Here is an 18,892-nt window from a genome sequence, read left to right on the forward strand (position 1 = left end):
GCAAACAAGCACGACTGGGGACAGGGAGCACACTTGCAAGAATCAATCTACGCCAATATTTATGACCTCCACAGCCATACCACGGCATCGGACGGATTATTAACCCCCGCTGAGCTGGTATTACGGGCAAGTGAAATGCGTGTGGGAACGCTGGCAATAACCGATCATGACACGATTAATGGGATCCCGCCTGCACGCCTGGCGATTGCCGATGCAGGTCTGAGTCTGCAACTTATTGCTGGTGTAGAGATATCAACGGTGTGGGAAAACCATGAGATCCATATTGTGGGCCTGGGGGTTGATATCGAGTCTTTGGAGTTAACAACGTTTCTTGCTCAACAAAGTGAACGGCGCAACCTGCGGGCAGAAATGATTGCCGAGCGTCTTGAAAAAAATCATATTCCTGGCGCTTTGGCGGGGGCTCGTCGTCTTGCCGGGGACGGAGCCGTGACCCGGGGCCATTTTGCACGTTTCCTCGTCGAAAGTGGGGTAGCCCGTACTCATAATGACGTGTTTAAAAAGTACCTTGCACGCGGGAAAACCGGGTATGTCCCACCACAGTGGTGTACAATAGAACAAGCTATTGATGTGATTCACCATTCTGGCGGGCAAGCGGTATTAGCCCATCCAGGCCGCTACCGGTTATCTATGAAGTGGTTGAAGCGCTTACTGGCGCAATTTCATGCTGCAGGCGGCGACGGGATGGAAGTGGCACAATGCCAACAGGCTCCGCAGGAACGCAAGCAACTGGCCGAACTGGCTATCCAGTTTGACTTACTCGCCTCACAAGGCTCCGACTTCCACCAACCTTGTGCATGGATAGAGTTAGGGCGGAAACTGTGGCTGCCCGCAGGTGTAACGCCGGTTTGGGCAGGCTGGAGTGGTGCCAATGAAGGAGTAAACGAGGTATGAGTCAGTTTTTCTACATCCATCCGGAAAACCCGCAATTGCGGTTAATCAATCAGGCCGTCGAAATTATCAGAAAGGGCGGCGTAATTGTTTACCCCACAGACTCCGGTTATGCATTGGGGTGCCAGTTGGAAGATAAAAATGCCATGGAACGTATTTGCCGGATTCGCCAGCTACCTTCAGGGCACAATTTCACCCTGATGTGCCGGGATTTGTCGGAATTATCCACATACGCATTCGTCGATAACGTGGCTTTTCGGTTGATAAAAAACAACACTCCGGGCAACTACACATTCATTCTTAAAGGCACCAAAGATGTACCACGGCGTTTGTTGCAAGAAAAACGCAAAACCATCGGACTGAGGGTGCCTTCCAACCCTATTGCTATTGAGCTGCTGGGCGCACTGAATGAGCCTATGCTGTCTACCTCACTGATGCTGCCAGGCAGTGAGTTTACAGAGTCCGACCCGGATGAAATTAAAGACCGCCTGGAAAAACAGGTAGATTTGATTATTCATGGCGGTTATCTCGGCCAGCACCCTACAACGGTGGTTGATTTGACGGATGATGCTCCGGTAGTCATTCGTGAAGGTGTCGGAGATGTTCGTCCGTTTCAGTAAGCCCGGCTTAACCCGATACACACAGATATAACCACTCATATTCTGTGTGTATTCTGACATAAGCTTTTGGCAATAATTTCGTGTACTATGTGCGGCCACAATGGTGAATGTGTGGCTTTTTTATTGCCAAAACATATTCCAGACAAATTTAACAGCCTTACGTTAAGCTCAATTAAATAACGTAAGGCGTTTGCAGGTATCAAAGACGCCTGGGAAGGCGACACCCGAGGAAGCTCCATGAGCGAAAAGTTACAAAAAGTTTTGGCGAACGCGGGCCATGGCTCACGTCGTGAAATTGAAGGCATGATTGCAGCAGGGCGTGTCAGCGTGGACGGTAAAATCGCCACTCTGGGCGACCGTGTTGAAGTCAGCCTCGCATTGAAAGTCCGTATCGACGGGCATCTTGTTTCTTTGCGTGAATCCGCACAACAAATTTGCCGGGTTCTGGCGTATTACAAACCGGAAGGCGAACTGTGTACACGCAGTGATCCTGAAGGTCGTCCTACTGTTTTTGACCGGTTGCCTAAGCTACGTGGTGCGCGCTGGATTGCGGTAGGGCGCCTGGATGTGAATACTTGTGGTTTGTTGTTGTTCACAACCGATGGCGAACTGGCAAACCGTTTGATGCACCCCAGCCGTGAAGTTGAGCGTGAATATGCTGTCAGGGTATTTGGGCAGGTAGACGACAGTAAGTTACGCGATTTACAGCGTGGTGTTCAACTGGAAGACGGCCCGGCAGCCTTTAAAACCCTGCGTTTCACCGGCGGTGAAGGCATGAACCAGTGGTACAATGTTACACTGACTGAAGGGCGTAACCGTGAAGTGCGCCGCTTGTGGGAAGCCGTGGGTGTGCAGGTTAGCCGCCTGATCCGTGTGCGCTACGGCGACATTCCATTGCCGAAACAGTTGCCGCGTGGGGGCTGGGTTGAACTGGATCTGAAGCAAACAAACTATTTGCGCCAGTTAGTGGAATTACCCGCTGAAACGGAAACTAAAGTGGCGGTGGAAAAAGACCGTCGGCGCACTAAAGCTAACCAGATTCGTCGCGCTGTTAAGCGCCATAGCCAGACTGGCGGGCGTCGTAACAACACTTCCCGTTAATTACTGGTTGTTCTCAAGGCGCGCCGCTGTGTCACAGGGGCGCGTTTTTTATTGCACAGTTTTATTAAGCTAACTATTTGCTTTTATGTTGTTAATAAACCGCCGGGTGTTACAGGTATCATTCCCTGACTAGTAATCAATCCCCAATTGTGCCTTAATCCCGGCATCAAATGCATGTTTCACCGGGCGTAACTCACTAACAGTGTCGGCATATTCCAGAATATCTCGGTGACACCCCCGTCCTGTAATGATAACGCTTTGGTGCTCAGGGCGTTGTTGTAAAGCCTGCATCACGCGCTCGAGGGGTAAATAGTCGTAGGCCACCATATAGGTCAGTTCATCCAAAACGACGAGGTCAAGTGCTGTATCTGCCAGCATCCGTTCAGCATGCACCCAGACTTCCAGGCAGGCTTGTGTATCCGTTTCCTTATTCTGTGTTTCCCAGGTAAACCCTGTTGCCATCACCTGGAATTCCACACCGTGTGGCTCAAGGAGATTACGCTCACCGTTAGGCCACTGCCCCTTAATAAACTGAATCACGCCAACTTTTTTGCCATGCCCGACAGCACGTGTTGCTGTACCGAATGCGGCGGTTGTTTTCCCTTTACCATTGCCAGTGAAAACCATAACAATACCCCGAACAGACTGTGCGGCTGCGACACGGGCATCAACTTTCTCTTTAACGCGTTGTTGGCGTTCCTGGTAACGTGAATCACTCATTCTGCAATCCCCGGTTTTCGGTTTGGTTGTGCATCAAAACTCATGCCTGTTTTACGGCGGCTGTCATCCCCCATCACCCAAAGATACAAAGGCATCAGGTCTGCAGGGGTTTTCAATTTATTTGGATCTTCCTGTGGAAACGCACTGGCCCGCATTTTGGTGCGAGTACCACCTGGATTAATACAGTTCACCCGCAGGCTGGTGTGCTTATATTCATCGGCCAGCACCTGCATCATGCCTTCGGTGGCGAATTTCGACACTGCATACGCTCCCCAGTTTGCACGCCCCTGCCGCCCAACACTTGAACTGGTGAAAACCAGTGAGCCGGCATCAGACCTGAGTAACAAGGGGAGGAGTGCCTGAGTCAGGAAAAAGGTGGCGTTAACATTTATATCCATTACGTGCTGCCAGGTTTGCGCTGTTTGTTCAACCATTGGCGCAACATCGCCCAGCACGCCAGCATTATGGAGAACACCATCGAGCAACGGTGCAACTTGCTCTACCTGACGGGCAAATTCCATGCAGCGTTCAGGAGTGGCGCTGGTGAGGTCAAATAAAAAACTGCCTGCGACCTGGCCGCCTTCCGCGATAATAGCGGCTTCTGTCTGGCGTAACTTTTCAGTATCGCGCCCGGTCAACACAACTTTTGCGCTGAAACGGGTGTAAGTGAGTGCCGCTTCCCGGCCAATACCATCAGTTGCGCCAGTCACCAGAATGGTTCGGCCAAGTAACAAATCGCGCTGTGGTTGATAATGCATAAACACTCCTGTGCCATTTGATGGTTCAGGTATTCAAAAACCTAACGGGCTTTATGCCTGAAACAACAGGTGAATTCAATCAGCCGTAAAGAGAGTTTAGTTAATTCAGGGTAACCACGGCGTGCAAATTATTTCGGATATTCCGCTGGTTGCGTTTATAGTTGCACAGCAGAGGCGGCTGTTTTCTGTTGCCCTGCTTGTCTTTATTACTGATTATCAAGGCGGATGAAGTGGATTTACTCTCTAACTATGGGTTGTTCTTGGCCAGAGTTGTGACCATTGTTCTCGCGATAGTGGTTGTAGTGACTGTCATCGTTAACCTGTCACAACGTAAAAAGCAGCAGCGCGGTGAGTTGCGCATGACGCGGTTATCGGAGCAATACGATGACATGAAAGAAGAAGTGGCGGCGGCCATGATGGATCCCCATCAGCAAAAACAATGGCACAAATCCCAGAAGAAGAAACACAAACAAGAGGCAAAGGCCGCAAAGGCACGTGCAAAACAAGGTGAATTTGACGCGTCAGGTAAGCCAGTTCTGTGGGTGATGGATTTTAAAGGCAGTATGGATGCGCAGGAAGTGTCGTCATTACGTGAAGAAATCACTGCCGTGCTGTCGGTAGCCAAACCGAAAGACGAGGTGCTGTTGCGCCTGGAAAGCCCCGGTGGCGTGGTGCATGGTTACGGCCTGGCCGCTTCACAACTGCAACGCCTGCGTGCGCATAAAATTCCACTGACTGTAGCGGTAGATAAAGTAGCGGCAAGCGGTGGCTATATGATGGCCTGTGTGGCAGACAAGATTATTGCAGCGCCGTTTTCTATCATTGGCTCGATTGGTGTGGTGGCGCAAATACCCAACATCAACCGTTTGCTCAAACGCAATGATATTGATGTTGAATTGCATACTGCGGGCCAGTACAAGCGCACGCTGACGGTTCTGGGGGAAAACACCGAAGAAGGGCGCCAGAAATTCCGTGAAGACCTGAACGAAACACACAAATTATTCAAAGATTTTGTTCATGCAATGCGGCCTTCACTGGACGTTGATGCAGTGGCGACTGGTGAACACTGGTTTGGTACCCAGGCGTTAGAAAAAGGGCTGGTAGATGAAATAGGAACCAGTGATGATGCTTTGCTGGAACGTATGAAAGACTACGAAGTCATTAACTTACACTATGTTGAACGTAAAAAAATGGTTCAGCGCCTGACCGGAGCTGCTGCTGAAAGTGCGGACCGCCTGTTATTACGCTGGTGGCAACGTGGTGGCAGCCCGCTGCCATGATTGGTTAATTGGGTGGGGCCTGTGAGCCTCACCTGTTAATTTTGCAGGTGGTATTTTTCTGAAAGTACGTGTGCGAGGTATTTGAACATATTGAACACTGCCGTGGTTTTGCGAGTAGGCAGGCCTTGTTCATCGAGATAATACTCTCCCTGAAATACCAGAACGCTTCCTTTTTGCACCACGTTTGTGGCCTCTATTCCTGCGATAAAATCATCATGTTCACGGATAAGCTTATTGGCTTCAAGTAAGAGGGTTTCACGGTCGATAGGTTGGGTATTGCCTTGCATGACTTTTCTCCTTACAAACTGCAGGTATTCTACGCCTGCGCCGGGCTTGTGCGCAAATTTGGTTAGTGTGGCAGGTCTCTGGTTAGTTTTTGTTGTGACTGGCAATATTTAATTTTGCATGCTAATTAAAGTTGCGTAACGAATTTTATCAGGTAGAGTGTGACGCTTTCGCATATCTGGCAACGGAATTGCTTGACATTCAGCCAGGATGCTGTTGCACCAGCCGTTTTGCATAAAACGCGTCAGGACAACCTGTGGCCGGGTGTAAGCTGGCCAGTTGTTAAGAAATGGGTTGATCTCCCTGAAGACAGCCGCAATATAAAACAGGCTCGTCGCCAGTGGATGGTGCATCAGGGTGCGACGTATTCCTGGAAGAATCAAAAAGGTAAAGGTGAATATGGGCAAAGCTCTCGTTATCGTTGAGTCCCCGGCAAAAGCCAAAACGATAAACAAATATCTTGGCAGTAACTACGTGGTGAAATCCAGCGTAGGCCATATCCGTGATTTGCCGACCAGTGGTTCAACAAAAAAGAGTGCCGACTCTGCATCTGCAACACCTGCCAAGAAAAAGGTGAAGAAAGATGAGCGGAGCGCGCTGGTTAATCGAATGGGTGTTGACCCCTGGCATAACTGGGCTGCGCAATATGAAGTGCTGCCTGGCAAAGAGAAGGTGGTTTCTGAACTGAAATCACTGGCAGAAAAAGCTGATCATATCTATCTCGCAACCGACCTTGACCGCGAAGGGGAAGCCATTGCCTGGCACCTGCGGGAAGTAATCGGTGGTGATGACAAACGCTACAGCCGGGTGGTTTTCAACGAAATCACCAAGAATGCAATTCGTCAGGCTTTTGAGAAGCCAGGTGAGCTGAATATCGACCGGGTGAATGCGCAACAGGCACGGCGTTTTATGGACCGTGTTGTCGGTTATATGGTTTCGCCATTGCTGTGGAAAAAAATTGCTCGTGGCCTTTCAGCCGGGCGGGTTCAGTCTGTGGCTGTTCGCCTTGTTGTTGAACGCGAGCGTGAAATCAAAGCGTTTGTCCCTGAAGAATACTGGGAAGTTGGCGCTTCACTGACCACAGCACAGGGCGACAGTTTACCGGTACAGGTCTCTCATGAGGGTGATAAGCCATTCAGGCCAGTCAACCGTGAGCAAACTATGGCTGCGGTCAGTTTGCTTGAGAAAGCGCGTTACACTGTCACGGAACGCGAAGATAAGCCGACCAGTAGTAAGCCGGGTGCGCCTTATATCACGTCCACTTTGCAACAGGCTGCCAGCACACGTCTGGGCTTTGGTGTGAAGAAGACGATGATGCTTGCCCAGCGCCTCTACGAAGCCGGGCATATCACCTATATGCGTACTGACTCTACCAATCTCAGCCAGGACGCCGTGAATATGGTGCGTGGTTATATTGAGGATAACTTCGGTTCTCAGTATCTCCCGGGTAGTCCTAATCAGTATGCGAGCAAAGAGAATTCTCAGGAAGCGCATGAAGCAATTCGTCCTTCCGATGTGAACGTGGTTTCTGAGTCGCTCAAGGATATGGAATCAGACGCCCAGCGTCTCTACCAGCTTATCTGGCGCCAGTTTGTGGCCTGCCAGATGACACCGGCGAAATATGATTCAACAACCTTGACTGTAAGTGCAGGTGATTTCCGCCTTAAAGCGCGCGGGCGTATTTTGCGTTTTGATGGCTGGACTAAAGTCATGCCGGCACTGCGCAAAGGCGATGAAGACCGGACATTACCTGCGGTGGAAACGGGCGAAGAGCTTAGCCTGGTTGAATTGATGCCAGAGCAGCATTTCACCAAACCACCGGCACGTTTCAGCGAAGCTTCGCTGGTTAAAGAGCTGGAAAAACGCGGTATTGGCCGCCCGTCAACTTACGCCTCTATCATTTCTACGATTCAGGATCGTGGTTATGTGCGCGTTGAGAACCGCCGTTTCTATGCGGAAAAAATGGGTGAAATTGTTACTGACCGCCTTGAAGAAAACTTCCGTGAGCTGATGAACTATGACTTCACTGCTCAAATGGAAGATTCCCTTGATGCGGTTGCCAGCCATGAAAAAGAGTGGCACAGTGTTCTGGACAGCTTTTTTGACGATTTTGCCCGCCAACTGGAACAGGCTGAGAAAGATCCAGACGACGGCGGGATGCTGCCGAACCAGATGGTTCTGACCAGTATTGATTGCCCAACTTGTGGTCGTAAGATGGGGATTCGTACCGCCAGCACCGGTGTGTTTCTTGGTTGCTCCGGTTATGCTCTGCCGCCGAAAGAGCGCTGCAAAACAACTATTAACCTGGTTCCAGAAAATGAAGTGCTGAACGTACTGGAAGGCGATGATGCCGAAACCAATGCGTTGCGTGCCAAACGCCGTTGCCCGAAATGTGGTACAGCGATGGACAGCTACCTTATCGATCCGAAACGGAAACTGCATGTCTGTGGTAACAACCCGGGCTGTGATGGTTACGAAATCGAAGAAGGTGAATTCCGGATTAAAGGTTATGACGGGCCGATTGTTGAGTGTGAAAAATGTGGTTCTGAAATGCACCTGAAAATGGGGCGTTTTGGTAAGTACATGGCCTGTACCAACGACGAGTGTAAAAATACGCGTAAGATCCTGCGTAACGGGGAAGTGGCTCCGCCGAAGGAAGACCCGGTTCCGTTGCCAGAATTACCTTGTGAAAAATCCGACGCGTACTTCGTATTGCGTGACGGTGCAGCAGGTGTTTTCCTGGCGGCAAATACTTTCCCGAAATCACGCGAGACACGGGCGCCTCAGGTTGCTGAGTTGTATCGTTTCCGTGACCGGTTACCGGAAAAGCTGCGCTACCTTGCTGATGCGCCGCAACAGGACGCTGAAGGCAATCCAACCATAGTCCGCTTCAGTCGTAAAACGAAACAGCAGTATGTCGCGTCTGAAAAAGACGGAAAAGCGACCGGCTGGTCTGCGTTTTATGTCGACGGAAAATGGGCTGAAGCCAAAAAATAAAGTTGTTTGCATGAACAGAAAACCGGGCTTGTCCCGGTTTTTTCATGGATAATGCACGTGAACCCCCCAGCGCAGTATTACCTCTCCTGAATGTTCTTCCCTCACACCGATATAACCAGAAAGTAATTAATAAGAGAAATCTATACAACATGGGTATAAGTGATATAGTTGAATAAGCCTGGCTGCCATAAGCTCTTGAGAGTTGGTTGCTTACTCAAATACGTGGGAAGTGAAGTGATACATGAAATTACAACAATTGCGCTATATCGTCGAAGTCGTGAATCATAATTTGAACGTCTCTTCCACAGCGGAAGGGCTTTATACATCCCAGCCTGGTATCAGTAAGCAGGTTCGCATGCTGGAAGATGAACTGGGTGTTCAAATTTTTTCTCGCAGTGGTAAGCACCTGACTCAGGTAACACCGGCGGGCCAGGAGATCATTCGCATTGCGCGTGAAGTGCTGTCCAAAGTTGATGCAATCAAGTCGGTTGCTGGGGAACATACCTGGCCCGATAAAGGCTCTCTGTATGTTGCCACGACCCATACGCAGGCACGCTATGCGCTTCCAGAGGTCATCAAAGGCTTTATTGAGCGTTACCCTCGTGTGTCATTACATATGCATCAGGGCTCGCCCACACAGATTGCTGAGGCGGTTTCTAAAGGGAATGCTGACTTTGCTATCGCAACCGAAGCCCTTCATCTTTATGAAGACCTGGTAATGCTACCTTGTTATCACTGGAATCGCTCGGTTGTAGTCACCCCGGATCATCCTCTGACCGGGAAGAAGGAGATAACGATAGAAGAGTTATCACAATACCCGCTGGTAACTTATACCTTCGGTTTTACCGGGCGTTCTGAACTGGATACAGCATTTAACCGGGCCGGGCTCACTCCCCGGATTGTGTTTACGGCAACGGATGCCGATGTCATCAAAACCTATGTTCGCCTGGGGCTTGGCGTTGGTGTGATAGCCAGTATGGCAGTAGACCCGGTATCGGACCCGGACCTGGTCAAACTGGATGCCAACAGCATTTTCAGCCACAGTACGACTAAAATTGGGTTCCGCCGCAGTACATTTTTACGTAGTTATATGTATGATTTTATTCAGCGTTTTGCGCCCCACCTGACAAGAGATGTAGTGGATACCGCAGTCGCATTACGTTCAAATGAAGATATTGAAGCGATGTTTAAAGACATTAAGCTGCCATCCAAATAATCCTTGTTGTCGGCACGAATAATTTAGCTTAAGTGCCGACATTTTCTGTCTTTAATGCAAATAAAAATAATAACGCGCTAAATTTTATAATAAATAGAAAAACCATAATCAGCCTAAGGGTTATGTCGCCAATATGAGACACCGATCAGAAAAAAACTAAAACTTTTGCATTAGAACGACTTCAATTATTTATTTCACGTCAAAAGATTAAATTATTCACTGGAAGATTCAGGTAAATTTGCTGGAAATTAACGCGAATATTCTTTAGGATTACTCCGAGTTGTCCACGACATTTACGGTAGTTCCAAATGAAAATGATTAGCGATACAGAAGTAATCAGGACGGCAATGTCATCAGGAAAACAATCTCCACGTAGTCCGGTCTCTGCGAAGCGCAAAGCCTGGCTTGCAGCCTTTGCTGTATCAGCTGTGTTCTGGGTGGCGGTAATCCTTTTAGTCCTGAAATATTGGTGATAATTAATATGTGCACGCAACAAAATACATCCTCTCAAGAGGCAATTGCGGTATCACATTTTGATAAAGCCGCTAAAACCAGGAAACAAGAGTTAGTAGAAATCCCTGAGTCCTGGGAGCTGAATCAGCAGCAGAAAGCATTTATTGATGCTTTTCTAAATGAAGATGACAATCTTTAACCTTGTTACACATAACGTAACAACAGTTGCATAAAAACAAGTAATATACGTTTCTTATTGATTATTTATTCACACTACACACAGCAATACTCTCTTAGTAGTATGTCAATTACTCCTTTCGGCTTAAGGTTATTTTAAGAAAAAGCCACGAATATATGTGATCGATCTGCACAAAATTAACACATATATTTTTATTAGCGAGATATTAATCACATTTGTAATTGACCGAATTGAAGATTCATTTTTTTCATCTATGAATCACCTTCATCTGCAATATCTCTTGCATTAATTTGCCTGGCAGGCGCGCAATCTTGTGTGCCTGTTTGTGCTGTTGCAAAAGTGTTATCAATATTTTGTGTTATCTTTAATGACAACTCCCTGCACCTGAAAGGGGAATGCCAGACTTGCTCGTTAAGGAGGCGCTATGTCGTTAACAACAGGAGAAGCCTGTAAAGCAACACTTGCTCTTAATAACCGCCGATATACCTACTACAGCCTTCCTGAGGCTGCACGTCACCTGGGTGTGGAGTTATCCCTGCTGCCCAAGTCTCTCAAAATTCTGCTGGAAAGCCTGTTACGTTTTCATGATGAAAAAACAGTCACTCAGAGTGATATCAGCGCTTTGGTTAGCTGGCTTTCTGGTGGGCATGCCGGGCGTGAAATAGCCTGGCGGCCAACGCGTGTTCTGATGCAGGATTTCACTGGGGTGCCCGCTGTTGTCGACCTGGCAGTGATGCGTGAAACAGTATCACGGTTAGGGGGTGAAGCCCGCCAGGTTAACCCCTTGTCTGATGTTGACCTGGTGATTGACCACTCAGTGATGGTTGACCATTTTGGCGACAGCCACGCATTCGAACAGAATGTCTCGCTGGAAATGACCCGTAATCACGAACGCTATACATTTCTGCGCTGGGGGCAGCAGGCATTTAACCATTTCCGTGTAGTGCCGCCTGGCACCGGTATTTGCCACCAGGTGAACCTGGAATACCTTGGTAAAACAGTTTGGTCTGAACAAAGTGAGGACGGCGAATGGTATGTATTCCCTGACTCTCTGGTTGGAACCGACTCCCACACGACAATGATAAATGGACTTGGGATCCTGGGCTGGGGTGTTGGCGGGATCGAGGCAGAGGCCGCGATGCTCGGGCAACCTGTTTCTATGCTGATTCCTGATGTGGTTGGTTTTGAATTGAATGGGCACCTTACAGAAGGTATTACTGCCACAGATCTGGTGTTAACGGTGACGCAGATGCTGCGTAAACATGGTGTGGTGGGCAAGTTTGTCGAGTTTTATGGCGACGGCCTGAGTGAACTCCCGCTGGCAGACCGTGCAACTATAGCCAACATGGCTCCGGAATATGGCGCCACCTGTGGGTATTTCCCTGTTGATGATGTCACGCTTGATTACCTGCGCCTGACCGGGCGTGACGAAGAGCAGGTGGCTTTAGTTGAGCAGTATACAAAGGCTCAGGGGCTGTGGCGCCAGACAGGTGATAAACCACAGTTTACTTCCACTCTGCACCTTAATTTGCCTGATGTAGAACCCAGCCTTGCCGGGCCTAAACGCCCCCAGGACCGTGTTGCTCTGGGCGATGTGCCTGGTGCGTTTAAACAAGCCTGTGAGCTTTCAGTCAACCGGAATACCACTACAGACACACTACCTGAAGTTACTTATAACGGTGACACTTTCACACTCAAAGACGGTGCGGTGGTAATTGCAGCGATTACTTCCTGTACCAATACCTCAAACCCCAATGTCATGCTGGCTGCAGGGTTACTGGCAAAAAATGCTGTTGAAAAGGGGCTACAACGTGCACCCTGGGTCAAAGCCTCCCTGGCTCCCGGCTCAAAGGTCGTAACAGATTACCTGCACGAGGCCGGTTTGATGCCCTGGCTGGAAAAACTGGGGTTTAACCTTGTTGGGTACGGTTGTACAACCTGCATCGGTAATTCAGGCCCACTACCACAGCCCATTGAAGAGGGCATTAAAGCAGGCGATTTGACAGTCGGGGCGGTGTTATCCGGCAACCGTAACTTTGAAGGGCGAATTCACCCACTGGTCAGAACGAACTGGCTGGCTTCACCCCCGCTGGTAGTGGCCTATGCACTTGCCGGGAATATGAACTGCAATCTGCATCATGATCCATTGGGTTATGGGCATGACGGCAAACCGGTATACCTGAAAGATATCTGGCCCGGTAGCGAGCAAATTACCGGAGCTGTTTCAGCGGTTACCAGCCATCTGTTCAGGCAAGAATATGCTGAAGTATTTACTGGTACAGACGCCTGGCGTGCTATTACTGTTGCCGGCAGTGAAACCTACCCATGGCAGGCAGACTCCACCTATATAAGGCGCCCACCGTTTTTTGATGACATGCAAAAGGTGCCAGCTCCTCTCAAACCTGTGGTTAACGCCCGGGTTCTTGCAGTGTTGGGAGATTCAGTAACGACAGACCATATTTCACCTGCAGGTAATATTAAACCCGACAGCCCGGCGGGGCTTTACCTGCAACAACACGGCGTTCAGCCAGAGGAATTCAATTCCTATGGTTCGCGCCGGGGAAATCACGAAGTCATGATGCGTGGTACTTTTGCCAATATCCGTATTCGCAATGAAATGGTGCCGGGTACAGAAGGCGGCATTACGCGCCATTTGCCGGGCAATGAAACATTGCCCATCTATGATGCAGCAATGGCTTACCAGGCGGAAGGCGTACCACTGGTTGTAGTTGCAGGTAAAGAGTATGGGTCTGGTTCCAGTCGTGACTGGGCGGCAAAAGGACCGATGCTGTTGGGTGTCAAAGTGGTCATCGCAGAGTCTTTTGAGCGTATTCACCGCTCCAACCTGATAGGCATGGGGGTATTGCCACTGGAATTTCCTCAGGGCGAAACGCGAACCAGCCTGGCCATTACCGGTGAAGAGTTAATCTCAATTGATGACGCGAGCCAGGTAGCGCCAGGCAGCACAGTTAACGTCACTTTTGCCCGTGATGGCAAACGCCAGTCAGTAGCATGCCGGTGCCGTATTGATACCAGTAATGAATATGAGTACTACCGCAATGGCGGAATACTGCATTACGTTATTCGCAAAATGGCGGGGGCGGTATAATGTGAATTCCCCGGCAGAGCAATGCTTGCCGGGGATGAGAAAGGGTTATTCAGATAACAGGTGGCCCATTTTTGCCGCTTTGGTTGCCAGATAACGTTCGTTGTTGGGGTTGCGGCCCACAATCAGGGGGACACGCTCAACAATGTTAATGCCGGCTTCAGTCAGTATTTCCACCTTCTTAGGGTTGTTTGTTAGCAGGCGAACCGCTTCAACGCCCAGCAATTTGAACATGTCTGCGCATAAAGTGAAATCGCGCTCATCGGCAGCAAAACCTAACTGGTGATTTGCTTCGACGGTGTCATAGCCCTGGTCCTGCAGCGCATAGGCGCGAATTTTATTCAACAGACCAATATTACGGCCTTCCTGGCGGTGATACAGTAAAATCCCCCGGCCTTCTTCGGCAATGTGCGCCAGTGCCGCTTCAAGTTGAAAACCGCAATCGCAACGCAGGCTGAATAATGCATCGCCTGTCAGGCATTCAGAATGCACGCGGGCAAGCACAGGCGTATTACCACTGATATCACCGTAGACCAGTGCAACATGGTCCTGGCCCGTTGCCAGTTCTTCAAAACCCACCATCAGGAAATCGCCCCATGGGGTAGGCAGTTTGGCTTCTGCCACACGTTTAAGCTGCATGTGAATCTCCAGTTTACAGCACAAGTTATGTCGGCCAGATGGCTGGCCTCACTTTTATTATCCAGCATTTTGCCATAACCAGCGGCAATTCGCTTCATTGGCTTTTGTGCGGCTATTTTTACTCTGTTGTTTTTGGATATGTTTACCCATGCGTGCACAATTCAGGTATTCTGCCTGGGCCTTACAGAACAGTGGAGTCGTGATGCCAGCGCAAGCTATACGAATTTTGGCGGGTATGTTACTGCTGATGTTATTACCTTTGGCTGTAATGCTGAGTAACTGGCACTGGCAACCCAACGGTTACCCTGCCTGGTTGTTACCCTTATTCTGGCTAACTGAAACTGTGACGCAGCCCTTCGGGATCCTTACGCATTGTCTCCTGTGTGGCTGGTTTTTATGGTGCCTGCGGTTCCGGTTAAAATCTGCTGTGTTACTGCTGCTTCTGCTGGGCTGCGCGGTACTGGCCGGGCAGGGCATAAAGTCGGCCATTAAAGAGCATGTGCAGGAGCCAAGGCCTTACGTTGTCTGGCTTGAACAACAACACCAGGTGCCGGTAGAACAATTTTACCGCCTGCCCAGGCACCAGCGTGCGGCGCTGGTTGCACAGCAATTACGCAATAGCCCGGAATTGCCTTCCTGGTTACGCAAACACTGGGAAAAAGAAACTGGCTTTGCGTTCCCTTCCGGGCACACCATGTTTGCAGCCAGTTGGGCGTTACTGGCAATTGGCTTGCTTTGGCCTCGCGGGCATCGAATAACCGTTATACTGGTAACTGCCTGGGCCGTGGGCGTTATGGCCAGCCGCCTGGCTCTTGGAATGCACTGGCCTCAGGATTTACTCATGGCAACGGGTATTTCTGCCTGCATTGTATTAGTTGCCTGCTGGCTGACTCAGCTATGGTGCCGGGGGCAACCTGTGCAAGAAAACTCTTAGCGTGAGGCTTGATTTCGCTACTTTCGTCACCATCTAAAGGAAATGCCTTGTTTTGTATTTTGCGCGGGCCCAGGTAAATGATAATTTATAGGGCAGAATGAGGCATTTAAGGCGGCATAACCTGCCGCGCTACTCCACATTACGGGAAGTCGTGTGAAATATATTCTTATCTTCTTAGTCGTGCTGGTTATCTTTGTTATCTCAATCACTCTGGGGGCGCAAAATGATCAGCAAGTCACCTTCAATTTCCTGGTTGCTCAGGGCGAATACCGTGTTTCAACGCTTATGGCTTCGTTGTTTGGCCTCGGGTTCATCATTGGCTGGGTGGTTTGTGGGCTGTTCTGGCTGAAGACTCGTTTATCTTTAGGGCGCGCGCAACGCAGAATTAAACGCCTTGAACAGCAAATTTCCCCAGCTTCTGGTGAGGCAACAGTGTCGGACTCCCGGGGTTAATTTATGCTCGAATTGTTGTTCCTGCTCTTACCTGTGGCGGCTGCATATGGTTGGTATATGGGGCGTCGTAGTGCTCAGCAGGACAAGCAACAGGAAGCAAACCGGCTGTCTCGCGAATATGTTGCTGGCGTGAACTTTCTCCTCAGTAACCAACAAGACAAAGCTGTCGATTTGTTCCTTGAAATGCTTAAGGAAGACACCGGTACCGTTGAAGCTCACCTGACTTTAGGTAATTTGTTTCGCTCGCGGGGTGAGGTTGACCGGGCTATTCGTATCCATCAGGCATTAATGGAAAGCGCCTCGTTGTCCTATGAACAACGCTTGCTGGCTATTCAGCAACTGGGCCGTGATTATATGGCGGCAGGGCTGTATGACAGAGCCGAAAGCATGTTTATTCAGCTTACGGACGAAACTGATTTTCGCATTGGGGCTTTACAACAGTTACTGCAAATTTACCAGTCAACCAGTGACTGGCAAAAAGCAATTGATACCGCAGAGCGCCTGGTAAAACTGGGCAAAGATCGCCAGCGTATGGAGATCGCCCATTTTTATTGTGAACTGGCGTTGCAGGCATTAGGCAGTGACGATACCGACAAAGCGTTAACCTTCCTGAAAAAGGGCGATGCGGCGGACAAAAACAGTGCCCGTATCTCCATCATGCTGGGGCGTATTTATATGAACCAGGGTGATTTCCGCAAAGCCATCGAACACTTACTTCGTGTGCCTGAACAAGATAAAGAACTGGTTCCCGAAATTCTGGAGATGCTGCGCACCTGTTACCAGCAGGCTGGCCGTGAAGGGGAATGGGTGGCATTTTTGCGCCGCTGCGTTGAGGAAAATACCGGTGCCACCGCAGAGCTAATGCTGGCAGAGATCATTGCTGAGCATGAAGGGCACGAAGCCGCGCAAGTTTATATTACCCACCAACTACAACAGCACCCGACTATGCGTGTGTTTCACCAACTTATGGATTACCACCTGAATGATGCCGAAGAAGGGCGGGCGCGGGAAAGCCTGGTGGTACTGCGTGATATGGTGGGGGAGCAACTGCGTAGCAAACCACGTTACCGTTGCCAGAAGTGTGGTTTTACTGCGTATACGTTGTACTGGCATTGCCCGTCATGCAGGGCCTGGGCTTCAGTAAAACCAATTCGTGGGCTGGACGGCCAATAATTTTTTATCATACATTAGTTACAACATACTTGTTGTTGGTAAATTACTTTACCCCAGCTCCGAGCTCGGGCTTTGCAGGGCAAAGCACCTGTCATTTTTACGTGAGGGCAGGTAGAATGCTTGCCGTTTGTTTGCTTCCGCTACCAGAACAGGATCTGACTATGACGCTATCTGCTTCATCTTCTCACCGACACACGACGAACTCACCGATTGTTGTCGCGCTTGATTATGACAAACGAGATGAGGCACTTGCCTTTGTCGACCGTATCGATGCCAGCGACTGTCGGCTGAAAGTAGGGAAAGAAATGTTCACCCGCTTTGGGCCAGATTTTGTTCGTGAACTTCATCAGCGTGGCTTCGATGTCTTCCTCGACCTTAAATTCCATGATATCCCCAACACAACAGCAAGAGCTGTTGCTGCGGCTGCTGATTTAGGCGTGTGGATGGTCAATGTGCATGCCAGCGGTGGTGCGCGAATGATGAGTGCGGCGAAAGAGGCACTGGTGCCTTTTGGAGCAGACGCGCCATTATTGATTGCTGTTACTGTGCTCACCAGCATGGAAGCTTCTGACCTCGCGGATCTTGGCATTACTGTTTCGCCTGCAGAATACGCGGAACGCCTGGCGCTGTTGACCAACCGGTGCGGGCTTGACGGGGTTGTATGTTCTGCACAGGAAGCTGTGCGTTTCAAACAGGTCATTGGCAAAGAGTTTCGCCTCGTTACCCCAGGAATACGCCCTGAAGGGAGTGAAGCAGGCGACCAGCGTCGTATTATGACCCCGGTAGCCGCTCAGGCAGCGGGCGTAGACTATATGGTTATCGGCCGGCCTGTGACTCGTGCCGCAGACCCTGCACAGGCACTTAAATCGATTCTCGCGTCGTTACAGGGGCTATAAATGAGTGATAAAGACAGCCGTCTTGTTTATTCGACGGAAACCGGGCGTATCAAAGAAGCCCCAACGCCAGTGTCCCGGCCTGCGGGCGACGGAATTGTCCGTATCCAGCGCCAGACCAGTGGCCGTAAAGGTAAGGGTGTCTGCGTAATTACCGGGATTGATGCTGATGACGCAACCATTGCCAAAATCGCAGCAGATCTCAAGAAGAAATGTGGTTGTGGCGGGTCAGTTAAAGACGGGGTTATCGAAATTCAGGGTGATAAGCGAGACCTGCTGAAGAGCGTGCTTGAAACGCAGGGTTTCAAAGTGAAACTGGCTGGCGGTTAAATACTCGATATTGCTTCAACTTCCCATGCTCCAATTTTCATAGCTGGCTTTCCCTGCCAGCTATGACTCATTCATGATTTCTTTATTTTCCAACCTGGTGGCCAATAATACCGCCAATAGCAGCTCCGCCTAATGTACCCAGTGTGCTGCCACCTGTAAGAACAGCCCCGCCAAGAGCCCCGGCACCTGCACCAATTGCGGTATTTCGGTCACGATTGGACCAGTGTGAGCAGGCAGATAACGACATCGCAAGAGTTAAGGCTAACGCCGCTGAGGCAATTTTTTTGCTAGAAACTGACATAACATTCTCCAGAGTAATTACTTCATAACGGCGACTGACTAATCTCTGCCGCTATGAATCTACCAACCGCGAAACAATGCGTTGCCAGCATCGCGGTTTGTTTAATTGTAAATTTCCCTGATGGTTTAAACAGGTAAATAGTCTTAATGCCTGCCAGGAATAATCCTGAATACCAGACAATAGCCGGGTGGGCTGTATTTTTAAGCGAGAGATTGAGCAATTTAGCTGCAAAATTATGTAGTGGCAGGATATGTCACTGCTGAAGAGTAATCCGATGCACCAGGCACCGGATACCGGTTAAACTTCCCAGGGATAAGGGGGTGTGCCTTGTTTGTCCGCAGACTGGCTATATTGTGACTCCAGTTCTTGCTTAAGAATTTCCAGGTTGTTGATTGCTGAAGCGTAATCACCAGCAACAAGAATATTTAGCACGGTATCAATTCGTGCGGCCAGTTCTCGGGGGTCAAGTTCTGCCATGGTGCCTCCTTATAAATCACTTTTATACCTCAGCATGCAGCTACCACG

At 49.6% G+C, this 18,892-nt stretch carries 21 protein-coding genes; 15 read left to right on the top strand and 6 right to left on the bottom strand.

The window, feature by feature from the left end; genetic code table 11:
• The first annotated feature begins 33 nt into the window (after positions 1–33).
• From rnm to rluB, 3 genes are all read left to right on the top strand, one after another.
• Positions 34–912 (top strand): RNase RNM, encoded by an 879-nt coding sequence (gene rnm, locus DES37_RS05350; protein ID WP_036105417.1) that lies wholly within the window; start codon positions 34–36, stop codon positions 910–912.
• Positions 909–1,529: an L-threonylcarbamoyladenylate synthase gene (locus tag DES37_RS05355; protein ID WP_036105422.1), complete on the top strand. Its 621-nt coding sequence runs from the start codon at positions 909–911 to the stop codon at positions 1,527–1,529. The genes rnm and DES37_RS05355 overlap by 4 nt, the downstream gene beginning before the upstream one ends.
• A 237-nt stretch (positions 1,530–1,766) precedes the next feature.
• Positions 1,767–2,630 (top strand): 23S rRNA pseudouridine(2605) synthase RluB, encoded by an 864-nt coding sequence (gene rluB, locus DES37_RS05360; RefSeq protein ID WP_036105425.1) that lies wholly within the window; start codon positions 1,767–1,769, stop codon positions 2,628–2,630.
• A 129-nt stretch (positions 2,631–2,759) separates the two neighbouring features.
• Here rluB and cobO read toward each other — a convergent pair whose 3' ends face one another.
• A complete protein-coding gene (gene cobO / locus DES37_RS05365; protein ID WP_110025117.1) occupies positions 2,760–3,350 on the bottom strand; it encodes a cob(I)yrinic acid a,c-diamide adenosyltransferase in 591 nt (196 codons plus the stop codon).
• On the bottom strand, positions 3,347–4,108 hold the full coding sequence (locus DES37_RS05370) for a YciK family oxidoreductase (RefSeq protein ID WP_110025118.1): 762 nt from the start codon (positions 4,106–4,108) through the stop codon (positions 3,347–3,349). The genes cobO and DES37_RS05370 overlap by 4 nt, the downstream gene beginning before the upstream one ends.
• A 230-nt stretch (positions 4,109–4,338) precedes the next feature.
• Here DES37_RS05370 and sohB point away from each other — a divergent pair, with 230 nt between their 5' ends.
• Entirely contained in the window at positions 4,339–5,388 is a 1,050-nt protein-coding gene (gene sohB, locus DES37_RS05375; RefSeq protein ID WP_036105554.1) for a protease SohB, read from the top strand.
• A gap of 35 nt (positions 5,389–5,423) precedes the next feature.
• Here the strand turns inward: sohB and DES37_RS05380 are convergent, their stop codons facing one another.
• Positions 5,424–5,675 carry a YciN family protein gene (locus tag DES37_RS05380; protein WP_036105435.1) on the bottom strand — a complete coding sequence of 84 codons (252 nt, stop codon included), beginning with the start codon at positions 5,673–5,675 and terminating at the stop codon, positions 5,424–5,426.
• 192 nt (positions 5,676–5,867) lie between these two features.
• Here DES37_RS05380 and DES37_RS25485 point away from each other — a divergent pair, with 192 nt between their 5' ends.
• The 6 genes from DES37_RS25485 (at position 5,868) to acnA (ending at position 13,647) form a co-directional block, all read left to right on the top strand.
• On the top strand, positions 5,868–6,098 hold the full coding sequence (locus DES37_RS25485; protein ID WP_146211493.1) for a hypothetical protein: 231 nt from the start codon (positions 5,868–5,870) through the stop codon (positions 6,096–6,098).
• Positions 6,073–8,670: a type I DNA topoisomerase gene (topA, locus tag DES37_RS05385; RefSeq protein WP_110025119.1), complete on the top strand. Its 2,598-nt coding sequence runs from the start codon at positions 6,073–6,075 to the stop codon at positions 8,668–8,670. The genes DES37_RS25485 and topA overlap by 26 nt, the downstream gene beginning before the upstream one ends.
• Positions 8,671–8,911: 241 nt before the next feature.
• Positions 8,912–9,886, top strand: coding sequence for an HTH-type transcriptional regulator CysB (gene cysB / locus DES37_RS05390; RefSeq protein WP_110025120.1), 975 nt, complete (start codon positions 8,912–8,914; stop codon positions 9,884–9,886).
• A gap of 314 nt (positions 9,887–10,200) precedes the next feature.
• Positions 10,201–10,359, top strand: coding sequence for a YmiA family putative membrane protein (locus DES37_RS05395; RefSeq protein ID WP_074388768.1), 159 nt, complete (start codon positions 10,201–10,203; stop codon positions 10,357–10,359).
• Positions 10,360–10,367: 8 nt separating this feature from the next.
• Positions 10,368–10,538, top strand: a complete 171-nt coding sequence (locus tag DES37_RS25595) for a hypothetical protein (RefSeq protein WP_160173961.1) — start codon at positions 10,368–10,370, stop codon at positions 10,536–10,538.
• Between the two features lie 424 nt (positions 10,539–10,962).
• A complete protein-coding gene (acnA, locus tag DES37_RS05405) occupies positions 10,963–13,647 on the top strand; it encodes an aconitate hydratase AcnA (RefSeq protein ID WP_110025121.1) in 2,685 nt (894 codons plus the stop codon).
• 45 nt (positions 13,648–13,692) lie between these two features.
• On the opposite strand, the gene ribA is transcribed toward acnA, so the two are convergent.
• On the bottom strand, positions 13,693–14,283 hold the full coding sequence (gene ribA, locus DES37_RS05410; protein WP_036105452.1) for a GTP cyclohydrolase II: 591 nt from the start codon (positions 14,281–14,283) through the stop codon (positions 13,693–13,695).
• A 202-nt stretch (positions 14,284–14,485) separates the two neighbouring features.
• Here ribA and pgpB point away from each other — a divergent pair, with 202 nt between their 5' ends.
• The 5 genes from pgpB to yciH all read left to right on the top strand — a co-directional run bounded on the left by pgpB (position 14,486) and on the right by yciH (position 18,066).
• Positions 14,486–15,217, top strand: coding sequence for a phosphatidylglycerophosphatase B (pgpB, locus tag DES37_RS05415; protein ID WP_110025122.1), 732 nt, complete (start codon positions 14,486–14,488; stop codon positions 15,215–15,217).
• A 153-nt stretch (positions 15,218–15,370) separates the two neighbouring features.
• Positions 15,371–15,670, top strand: coding sequence for a LapA family protein (locus DES37_RS05420; protein ID WP_110025123.1), 300 nt, complete (start codon positions 15,371–15,373; stop codon positions 15,668–15,670).
• Positions 15,671–15,673: 3 nt separating this feature from the next.
• On the top strand, positions 15,674–16,843 hold the full coding sequence (gene lapB, locus DES37_RS05425; RefSeq protein ID WP_036105461.1) for a lipopolysaccharide assembly protein LapB: 1,170 nt from the start codon (positions 15,674–15,676) through the stop codon (positions 16,841–16,843).
• 161 nt (positions 16,844–17,004) lie between these two features.
• Positions 17,005–17,739 carry an orotidine-5'-phosphate decarboxylase gene (gene pyrF, locus DES37_RS05430; protein ID WP_110025124.1) on the top strand — a complete coding sequence of 245 codons (735 nt, stop codon included), beginning with the start codon at positions 17,005–17,007 and terminating at the stop codon, positions 17,737–17,739.
• Entirely contained in the window at positions 17,740–18,066 is a 327-nt protein-coding gene (yciH, locus tag DES37_RS05435) for a stress response translation initiation inhibitor YciH (protein WP_110025125.1), read from the top strand.
• 82 nt (positions 18,067–18,148) lie between these two features.
• On the opposite strand, the gene osmB is transcribed toward yciH, so the two are convergent.
• Together osmB and yciZ are read right to left on the bottom strand one after the other, a co-directional pair.
• Positions 18,149–18,367, bottom strand: coding sequence for an osmotically-inducible lipoprotein OsmB (gene osmB, locus DES37_RS05440; protein WP_036105471.1), 219 nt, complete (start codon positions 18,365–18,367; stop codon positions 18,149–18,151).
• 297 nt (positions 18,368–18,664) lie between these two features.
• Positions 18,665–18,844 carry a protein YciZ/DeoL gene (yciZ, locus tag DES37_RS05445; RefSeq protein ID WP_036105474.1) on the bottom strand — a complete coding sequence of 60 codons (180 nt, stop codon included), beginning with the start codon at positions 18,842–18,844 and terminating at the stop codon, positions 18,665–18,667.
• Positions 18,845–18,892: the final 48 nt, after the last annotated feature.

This window comes from Mangrovibacter plantisponsor (assembly GCF_003182475.1).
GTDB lineage: Bacteria > Pseudomonadota > Gammaproteobacteria > Enterobacterales > Enterobacteriaceae > Mangrovibacter > Mangrovibacter plantisponsor.